This is a genomic window from Asanoa sp. NPDC050611, assembly GCF_040654855.1.
Lineage (GTDB): Bacteria > Actinomycetota > Actinomycetes > Mycobacteriales > Micromonosporaceae > Asanoa.
On sequence record NZ_JBFAIU010000397.1, the window covers coordinates 1 to 6,285 of the forward strand.

The following is a 6,285-nucleotide window of genomic DNA, read 5'->3' on the forward strand; positions in this document are numbered from 1 at the left end:
GCTGCGCTGGATCGCCACCCACGGTGGCGAGGGCGCGGTCGACGCGTTCGCCGCCGAGCAGGTCGCCACCCTGGAGGGCCGCTGCCGGGACGCCATGGAAGGCGCCGGAGACGACCCGATCGCGCGGGCCGAGGCGCTCGCCGACGCGTTGACGGCCGAGGGCTACGCTGCCAACGCCTCCACGATCGCGACGGGCGGGCAGCTGTGTCAGCACCACTGCCCGGTGGCGCACGTGGCCGCCGAGTTTCCCGAGCTGTGCGAGGCCGAGACGGCGGTGATCTCGCGCTTGGTCGGGACCCACGTCCAGCGACTCGCCACGATCGCACACGGTGACGGGGTATGCACTACTCATATCCCCGCCCAGCACCACCCGGACATCGGGTCCTCCGTGCCGACCGGAGGTCCAGGCACCGGCAACCAGCAAAGCACCCAACTGTGAGGACAGATAGATGACCGAGCAGATCGTCCAGCCCGTAGTGACCCAGGAGGAGCACCTCGCCGCCCTGGGCAGTTACCAGTACGGGTGGGCCGACTCCGACACCGCCGGCGCCGCGGCGCAGCGCGGGCTCAACGAGGCGGTGGTGCGTGACATCTCCGCCAAGAAGAACGAGCCCGAGTGGATGCTCGACCTGCGCCTCAAGGGCCTGCGGCTGTTCGGCCGGAAGCCGATGCCCGACTGGGGTGCCGACCTCGGCGGCATCGACTTCGACAACATCAAGTACTTCGTCCGCTCGACCGAGAAGCAGGCGGCGAGCTGGGACGACCTGCCCGCGGACATCAAGAACACCTACGACAAGCTGGGCATCCCGGAGGCCGAGAAGCAGCGGCTGATCGCCGGCGTGGCGGCCCAGTACGAGTCCGAGGTGGTCTACCACAAGATCCGTGAGGACCTCGAGGAGCAGGGCGTCATCTTCCTCGACACCGACACGGGCCTGCGCGAGCACCCGGAGCTGTTCAAGGAGTACTTCGGCTCCGTGATCCCGGTCGGCGACAACAAGTTCGCCGCGCTCAACACGTCCGTGTGGTCGGGCGGGTCGTTCATCTACGTGCCGCCGGGCGTGCACGTCGAGATCCCGCTGCAGGCCTACTTCCGGATCAACACGGAGAACATGGGCCAGTTCGAGCGGACGCTGATCATCGTCGACGAGGGTGCCTACGTGCACTACGTCGAGGGCTGCACCGCGCCGATCTACTCGTCCGACTCGCTGCACAGCGCGGTCGTCGAGATCATCGTGAAGAAGGGCGCCCGCTGCCGCTACACGACCATCCAGAACTGGTCGAACAACGTCTACAACCTGGTCACCAAGCGCGCCGTGGCGCACGAGGGCGCGACCATGGAGTGGATCGACGGCAACATCGGTTCCAAGGTGACCATGAAGTACCCGGCCGTCTGGATGATGGGCGAGCACGCCAAGGGCGAGGTGCTCTCCGTCGCGATGGCCGGCGAGGGCCAGCACCAGGACGCCGGCGCCAAGATGGTGCACGCGGCTCCGCACACCAGCAGCACGATCGTCTCCAAGTCGATCGCGCGGGGTGGCGGCCGGACCTCGTACCGCGGCCTGGTCCAGGTGTTGGAGGGTTCCTCCCACTCGAAGAGCACCGTCAAGTGCGACGCGCTGCTCGTCGACACGATCTCGCGGTCCGACACGTACCCGTACGTCGACATCCGCGAGGACGACGTGGCGATGGGTCACGAGGCGACCGTCTCCAAGGTCAGCGAGGACCAGCTCTTCTACCTGATGAGCCGGGGCCTGACCGAGGACGAGGCCATGGCGATGATCGTGCGCGGCTTCATCGAGCCGATCGCCAAGGAGCTCCCGATGGAGTACGCACTCGAGCTCAACCGGCTCATCGAACTGCAGATGGAAGGGGCCGTCGGCTAAATGCCCACGGAAACCGAGGTGGCGGTCACCCCGCCCAAGACGTCGAGCCTGCCCAAGACCAAGGCGCAGAGCCTGCACTCGACCGATGTCGCCGACTTCCCGGCGCTCACCGGGCTCGAGGAGGAGTGGCGGTTCACGCCGCTCAAGCGCATGCGCGGTCTGGCCACCGCGACGCCGGCGGCGGAGAGCACGCTGCGCTGGGAGCACGAGGACCTGCCGGCCGGCGTGACGGTGGCGAGGCTGGCCAAGGGCGACGAGCGGATCGGCCGCGTGCTGGTGCCGTTCGACCGGATCAGCGCGCTCGGCTTCGGCAACGCCGACGGCGCGACGCTGATCGAGGTCGCGCCCGAGGCCGAGCCGGCCGAGCCGGCCCGCGTCCGGGTGATCGGCGGGGGCGACGGTGTCGCGTACGCGCACACGGTCGTCGAGGTCGGCCGGTTCGCCAAAGCCACGCTGATCGTCGAGCAGGTCGGCTCGACCACGCTCGCCGACAACGTCGAGGTTGACGTCGCCGACGGTGCCCAGCTCACGCTGATCACGGTCGCCGACTGGGCGTCCGACGCGGTGCAGGCCCAGCACGTCAAGTTCCGCCTCGGCCGCGACGCCCGGGTCACGCACGTGCAGGTGACGCTCGGTGGCGACGTGGTGCGCCAGTTCACGAGCGTGGAGTACGCGGGCCGGGGCGGCGACGCGGAGCTGTTCGGGCTCTACTTCGCCGACGACGACCAGCACCTCGAGCACCGCCAGCTCGTCGACCACAGCATCCCGGACTGCCGCAGCTACGTCGGCTACCGCGGCGCGCTGCAGGGCGAGGGCGCGCACACGGTCTGGGTCGGCGACGTGCTGATCCAGGTGCAGGCGACCGGCACCGACACGTACGAGATCAACCGGAACCTGGTCCTCAGCGACGGCGCGCGGGCCGACTCCGTGCCGAACCTCGAGATCGAGACCGGCGAGATCGTCGGCGCCGGGCACGCGAGCGCGACCGGCCGGTTCGACGACGAGCAGCTGTTCTACCTGATGGCCCGGGGCATCCCCGAGCACGAGGCGCGCAGGCTGGTCGTCCGCGGCTTCTTCGCGGAGCTGTTGCAGAAGATCCCGGTCGAGACCCTGCGTGAGCGCCTCGGCGACACCATCGAGGCGCGGCTGGCGAAGGGCGACCAGTGAGCTTCATCCGCCTGTGCTCCGTCGAGGACGTGCCCAAGGGCACGGCGATCAAGGCCGTCGCCGACGACCTCGAGCTGGCCGTCGTGCACGGCGAGGACGACAACTTCTACGTCGCCTACGACGAGTGCTCGCACGCCGCGGTCGCCCTCTCCGAGGGTGAGGTCGACGGCTGCACGCTGGAGTGCTGGCTGCACGGCTCCCGTTTCGACCTGCGTACCGGCGAGCCGACCGGGCTCCCGGCTACCGAACCCGTACCCGTCTATCCCGTCGAAGTCCGTGACGGCGAGGTCTACGTCGCCCTCACGCCGAGCAATGGAGTAATGCCCGCATGAGCACCTTGGAGATCCGCGACCTGAAGGTTTCGGTCAAGCTGCCCGATGGCCAGCTCAAGCCGATCCTGGTGGGCGTCGACCTCACGGTCCGCGCCGGCGAGACGCACGCCATCATGGGCCCCAACGGCTCGGGCAAGTCGACGCTGGCGTACTCGATCGCCGGCCACCCGAAGTACGAGATCACCGGCGGCTCGGTGACCCTCGACGGCGCCGACGTGCTGTCGATGACGGTCGACGAGCGGGCCCGGGCCGGCCTGTTCCTCGCGATGCAGTACCCGGTCGAGGTCCCCGGCGTCTCGGTGGCCAACTTCCTGCGTACGGCCAAGACCGCGATCGACGGCGAGGCGCCCAAGTTGCGCACCTGGTCGACCGACCTGCGCGGCGCGATGGAGCGGCTGCAGATGGACCCGGCGTTCGCCCAGCGCAACGTCAACGAGGGCTTCTCCGGCGGTGAGAAGAAGCGGCACGAGATCGTCCAGCTCGAGCTGCTCAAGCCCAGGATCGCGATCCTCGACGAGACCGACTCGGGCCTCGACATCGACGCGCTGCAGGTGGTCAGCGAGGGCGTCAACCGCGTCCGCTCGACCGGCGACACGGGCGTGCTGCTGATCACGCACTACACCCGCATCCTGCGCTACATCACTCCCGACTACGTGCACGTCTTCGCCGGCGGCCGGATCGTCGAAGAGGGCGGGCCGGAGCTGGCCGAGCAGCTCGAGGCCGAGGGCTACAAGCGCTACCTGGCGGAAACCGGTCCGGCCGCGGCCTGACCACGCACGAAGGGCTGCCCAGTCATGACGTCTCTCGCGATCCCGTCGACGTTCGACGTCGCCGCGTTGCGGGCCGACTTCCCGATCCTCGGTCGAGAGGTCAACGGCCACCCGCTGGTCTACCTGGACAGCGCCAACACGTCGCAGAAACCACGCCAGGTGCTCGATGTCATGCGGGCACACCACGAGCGGCACAACGGCAACGTGTCGCGCTCGGTGCACACGCTGGGCACCGAGGCGACGCTGGCCTACGAGGGCACGCGGGAGAAGGTGGCGGCGTTCGTCAACGCGCCGGCCGCCGACGAGGTGGTCTTCGGCAAGAACTCGACCGAGGCGATCAATCTCGTCGCGTACGCCTTCTCGAACGCGTCGGTGACACCGGACAGTGATCCCCGGTTCCGCCTCGGCCCCGGCGACGAGGTCGTGGTCTCCGAGATGGAGCACCACTCCAACCTCGTGCCGTGGCAGCTGCTCTGCGAGCGCACCGGCGCGACCCTGCGCTGGTTCTCCGTCACCGACGATGGCCGGCTCGACGAGTCGGCGCTGGACGAGCTGGTCAACGAGCGCACCAAGCTCGTCTCGATCGTGCACATGTCCAACATCCTCGGCACGATCAACGACCCGGCGCGGATCGTCGCGCGGGCCCGCGAGGTGGGCGCGCTGGTGATGCTCGACTGTTCGCAGTCGGTGCCGCACCTGCCGGTCGACGTCCAGGCGCTGGGCGTCGACTTCATCGCCTTCACGGGGCACAAGATGCTCGGGCCGACCGGCATCGGTGTGCTCTGGGGCCGCGGCGAGCTGCTCGAGGCGATGCCACCCGTGTTCGGCGGCGGTTCGATGATCGAGACCGTGACGATGGAGAAGTCCACGTTCGCACCGGCACCGGCCCGCTTCGAGGCCGGCACGCCGCCGATCGTCGAGGCGGTCGGGCTCGGCGCCGCGATCGACTACCTCTCCGACATCGGCATGGCCGCGGTGCAGGCACACGAGAAGGAGATCACCTCGTACGCCCTCGACGCGCTGACGTCGGTGCCCACCCTGCGGATCTTCGGCCCGGCGGTGTCCGAAGGTCGCGGTGGCACCATCTCGTTCGCGCTGGAGGGCATCCACCCGCACGACGTCGGGCAGGTGCTCGACGACGAGGGTGTCGAGGTGCGGGTCGGGCACCACTGCGCGCGGCCGGTCTGCGTGCGGTACGGGGTGCCTGCGACGACCCGTGCGTCCTTCTACGTCTATACGACGACCGAGGAGGTCGACGCGCTCGTGCGGGGTCTCGAGCGGGTTCGAAAGGTGTTCGGCTGATGCAGTTCGACCAGCTTTACCAGGAGATCATCCTGGAGCACTACAAACGGCCGCACGGCCGCGGGCTCCGGGAGCCGTTCGGCGGTGAGGCGCACCACGTCAACCCGACCTGCGGCGACGAGGTGACGATCCGGGTCGCGGTGGCGGGCGACAAGGTGGCGGACGTCTCGTACGAGGGCATGGGCTGCTCGATCAGCCAGGCCTCGGCGAGCGTCCTGCACGACCTGCTGGCCGACCAGCCGGTCGGCGAGGCGCTGAAGGTGCACGACGCGTTCGTCGAGCTGATGCAGGGCCGCGGTCAGGTCGAGCCGGACGAGGAATTGTTGGGTGACGGCGTGGCGTTCTCCGGAGTGGCGCGCTATCCGGCGCGCGTGAAGTGCGCCTTGCTGCCCTGGATGGCGTTCAAGGACGCCGCGGTACGCGCCGGCGTCGCGGTGGGACCCGAGGTGAAGGCATGAGTGAAGAGACCGTGAGCCCCGCGAAGGCATCCGTGGATGTCATCGAAGAGGCGATGAAGGACGTCGTCGACCCCGAGCTGGGGATCAACGTGGTCGATCTCGGCCTGGTGTACGGCGTGCACGTCGACGACGAGAACGTCGCCACCCTGGACATGACGCTGACGTCGGCGGCCTGCCCGCTGACCGACGTGATCGAGGACCAGACCCGGTCGGCCCTGATGACCGGCCCGGGCGGCGGCCTGGTCAGCGACTTCCGGATCAACTGGGTGTGGCTCCCGCCGTGGGGCCCCGACAAGATCACTGACGAGGGCCGGGATCAGCTCCGGTCGCTCGGCTACAACGTCTGAGTCGAAGCGTCCTCAGAGGGCATGAC

Annotated in this window: 7 protein-coding genes and 1 pseudogene; all 8 read left to right on the forward strand. The window is 69.0% G+C overall.

Features of this window, described 5'->3' with window-relative positions:
* Nucleotides 1-439, forward strand: a pseudogene (locus tag AB0H87_RS36240) (transcriptional regulator); the annotation flags it as partial.
* Nucleotides 440-449: 10 nt separating this feature from the next.
* On the forward strand, nt 450-1,883 hold the full coding sequence (gene sufB, locus AB0H87_RS36245) for a Fe-S cluster assembly protein SufB (protein WP_360156438.1): 1,434 nt from the start codon (nt 450-452) through the stop codon (nt 1,881-1,883).
* Nucleotides 1,884-3,050, forward strand: coding sequence for a Fe-S cluster assembly protein SufD (gene sufD / locus AB0H87_RS36250; RefSeq protein WP_360156441.1), 1,167 nt, complete (start codon nt 1,884-1,886; stop codon nt 3,048-3,050).
* A 5-nt stretch (nt 3,051-3,055) separates the two neighbouring features.
* Nucleotides 3,056-3,382: a non-heme iron oxygenase ferredoxin subunit gene (locus tag AB0H87_RS36255; protein ID WP_360156456.1), complete on the forward strand. Its 327-nt coding sequence runs from the start codon at nt 3,056-3,058 to the stop codon at nt 3,380-3,382.
* Nucleotides 3,379-4,152: a Fe-S cluster assembly ATPase SufC gene (sufC, locus tag AB0H87_RS36260; protein ID WP_360156444.1), complete on the forward strand. Its 774-nt coding sequence runs from the start codon at nt 3,379-3,381 to the stop codon at nt 4,150-4,152. Before AB0H87_RS36255 ends, sufC begins: the two co-directional genes overlap by 4 nt.
* Nucleotides 4,153-4,176: 24 nt before the next feature.
* A complete protein-coding gene (locus AB0H87_RS36265; protein WP_360156447.1) occupies nt 4,177-5,454 on the forward strand; it encodes a cysteine desulfurase in 1,278 nt (425 codons plus the stop codon).
* Nucleotides 5,454-5,912, forward strand: coding sequence for a Fe-S cluster assembly sulfur transfer protein SufU (gene sufU, locus AB0H87_RS36270; RefSeq protein WP_360156450.1), 459 nt, complete (start codon nt 5,454-5,456; stop codon nt 5,910-5,912). The genes AB0H87_RS36265 and sufU overlap by 1 nt, the downstream gene beginning before the upstream one ends.
* Nucleotides 5,909-6,259 (forward strand): metal-sulfur cluster assembly factor, encoded by a 351-nt coding sequence (locus AB0H87_RS36275; protein ID WP_360156453.1) that lies wholly within the window; start codon nt 5,909-5,911, stop codon nt 6,257-6,259. The genes sufU and AB0H87_RS36275 overlap by 4 nt, the downstream gene beginning before the upstream one ends.
* Nucleotides 6,260-6,285: the final 26 nt, after the last annotated feature.